This is a genomic window from Pseudomonas sp. NPDC087614, from assembly GCF_044743485.1.
Lineage (GTDB): Bacteria > Pseudomonadota > Gammaproteobacteria > Pseudomonadales > Pseudomonadaceae > Aquipseudomonas > Aquipseudomonas baetica_A.
On the sequence record NZ_JBIUWN010000139.1, the window covers coordinates 1 to 2,634 of the forward strand.

Genomic DNA, 2,634 nt, shown 5'->3' on the forward strand with positions numbered 1-2,634 from the left:
GTGCCGATGGCGATGGCCATGGCATCATCCTTAGTCTTATTGACGAAGTCAGCGGCTTCTTCCGGGTCGGTCAGCATTTGGCTGTGATCCAGAACGCCTTCGGCGCCGATGCCGTCTTCTTCACCGGCCATGCCGGTTTCCAGCGAACCCAGGCAGCCCAGCTCGCCTTCTACCGAGACGCCGCAGGCGTGCGCCATGGCCACGGTTTGCTGGGTCACGCGGACGTTGTAGTCGTAGTCGGTCGGGGTCTTGCCGTCTTCTCCCAGCGAGCCGTCCATCATCACCGAGCTGAAGCCCAGTTGGATGGAGCGCTGGCAGACGTCAGGGCTGGTGCCGTGGTCCTGGTGCATGCACACCGGGATGTGCGGGAATTCTTCGATCGCCGCCAGGATAAGGTGACGCAGGAATGGCGCGCCGGCGTATTTACGGGCGCCGGCCGAAGCCTGGACGATCACCGGGGAGTCAGTCTTGTCAGCGGCTTCCATGATGGCGCGCATCTGCTCAAGGTTGTTGACGTTGAAAGCTGGAACGCCGTAGCCGAATTCGGCTGCGTGGTCCAACATCTGGCGCATGCTGATAAGTGCCATTGTGTGTGTCTCTCCCGGTTGAGGGTCGTTAATCGTGCCAGCCTGCCGGAGCGGCGGCGGCTATTCAAGTGATTGCAGATCGGGGGTTGAGGCCCGGTCTGGTGATTCGATAAAGCAAAATCCTGAGAACTACACAGAACCCTGTGGGAGCGAGCCTGCTCGCGAAAGCAATCTTGCAGTCGCTGATGCAGTGCCTGTCAGACCGCTTTCGCGAGCAGGCTCGCTCCCACATTAGAACTGTGGTGTGTCAATTACTGCGCTTTGCAGCCGCGGCCAATCAGGTCATTGGTGGCGACCCAGTAAACCAGGCCCTCGTCACCCTTGACGTGAAACGCCAGCATGCCGTCGCTGTACAGCGTGCCCGAGGCGCCCGGCTCTTCTTTCAGGCGATAGACCTGATCACCGCCGCCCAAACGGACGTCGACTTCCTTCTTGTCGGCATCGGCGTAGCGCCACAGCACTTTGGCCTGGCTGTCGCAGGTCCAGGTCGTCCAGTTATCCGCCGGGGCGGACGACTGAAACAGGTTCAACTGTGCGCAACCGCCCAACAATGCCAACGCCGCAATGGCGATCAAGCCTTTCATCCGTGTTCCTCGACCGGCAGCGCACGCCGCCAGCCCTGAGTTAAAGAGTCAGACCCGTCAAGGACAACCATGTTCCTTGGCCGGGGTTTGCGTCTCGTATTTCTCCAGACCGTCCGGCCCCGAGCGCTTGTTCAGCACCGGGTTGGTTTCGGCCTGCCAGTCGGCCTGATAACAGCCCTTGTTCAACTCGCTGGGTGCCGGTGTCGCTTCGGCCTTCGGGTTGCTCCCGCAGGCCGCCAGCGTACCGGTCAGCAGCAACAGTGCTAACGACTTGACCATGTGACCACTCCTTTGCCTGGCCAAACGGGTGGCCTCAGGCCTTGGCCCGGGTTTCCAAGACTTCAACGGCCGGCAGCACTTTGCCCTCGACGAATTCGAGGAACGCGCCACCACCGGTGGAAATGTAGGAGATTTGCTCAGCCACGCCATATTTATCGATGGCGGCCAGGGTGTCGCCACCGCCCGCAATGGAGAACGCAGCGCTGTCAGCGATGGCCTGGGCCAGCACTTTGGTGCCGTTGCCGAATTGGTCGAACTCAAACACGCCGACCGGGCCGTTCCACAGAATGGTTTTCGACGATTTCAGCAGTTCGGCGAAGTTCGCGGCGGTCTGTGGGCCGATGTCCAGAATCATGTCGTCGGCAGCGACGTCAGCGATCAGTTTGACGGTCGCCTCAGCGCTTTCAGCGAATTCCTTGGCGCACACAACATCGACCGGCAGCGGCACGCTGACCTTGGCGGCGATGGCGCGAGCGGTGTCCAGCAAGTCCGGCTCGTACAGCGACTTGCCAACCGGGTGACCGGCAGCGGCGAGGAAGGTGTTGGCGATGCCGCCACCGACGATCAGTTGATCGCAGATCTGGCTCAGGCTGTTCAACACGTCGAGCTTGGTCGAGACCTTGGAGCCGGCAACGATGGCCGCCATTGGCTTGGCCGGAGCGCCCAGGGCTTTGCCCAGCGCATCCAGTTCAGCGGCCAGCAACGGGCCAGCGGCGGCGACTTTGGCGAACTTGGCCACGCCGTGGGTCGAGCCCTCGGCGCGGTGCGCGGTGCCGAAGGCGTCCATCACGAACACATCGCACAGGGCGGCGTACTGCTGGGCCAGTTCGTCAGCGTTCTTTTTCTCGCCCTTGTTGAAGCGCACGTTTTCGAACAGCACGATGTCGCCAGCCTTGACGTCAACGCCGCCCAGGTAATCAGCCACCAGCGGCACTTCACGGCCCAGCGCCTTGCTCAGGTAGTCAGCGACTGGCTTGAGGCTGTTCTCGGCGGAGAATTCGCCTTCGGTCGGACGGCCAAGGTGCGAGCACACCATGACGGCGGCACCTTTTTCCAGGGCCAGCTTGATGGTCGGCAGCGAAGCCAGGATACGCGCGTCGCTGGTGACGACACCGTCCTTGACTGGGACGTTGAGGTGGTGGGGGGGGGGGTTGGGGGGGGGGGTGGGCAGAGGGGGGAGGCGG

At 62.4% G+C, this 2,634-nt stretch carries 4 protein-coding genes; all 4 read right to left on the reverse strand.

Annotated elements, in window-relative coordinates:
• On the reverse strand, positions 1-587 hold a 587-nt coding region (locus tag ACIOWA_RS27140), incomplete at its 3' end, for a class II fructose-bisphosphate aldolase (protein WP_401162841.1).
• Between the two features lie 251 nt (positions 588-838).
• Complete coding sequence (locus ACIOWA_RS27145) at positions 839-1,171, reverse strand: MliC family protein (protein WP_221732333.1); 333 nt, start codon at positions 1,169-1,171, stop codon at positions 839-841.
• A gap of 57 nt (positions 1,172-1,228) precedes the next feature.
• The gene (locus tag ACIOWA_RS27150; RefSeq protein ID WP_221732334.1) at positions 1,229-1,450 is read right to left on the reverse strand and encodes a hypothetical protein; all 222 of its coding nucleotides are present in this window, start codon (positions 1,448-1,450) and stop codon (positions 1,229-1,231) included.
• Between the two features lie 34 nt (positions 1,451-1,484).
• Positions 1,485-2,621 (reverse strand): phosphoglycerate kinase, encoded by a 1,137-nt coding sequence (locus ACIOWA_RS27155; RefSeq protein WP_401162844.1) that lies wholly within the window; start codon positions 2,619-2,621, stop codon positions 1,485-1,487.
• Positions 2,622-2,634: the final 13 nt, after the last annotated feature.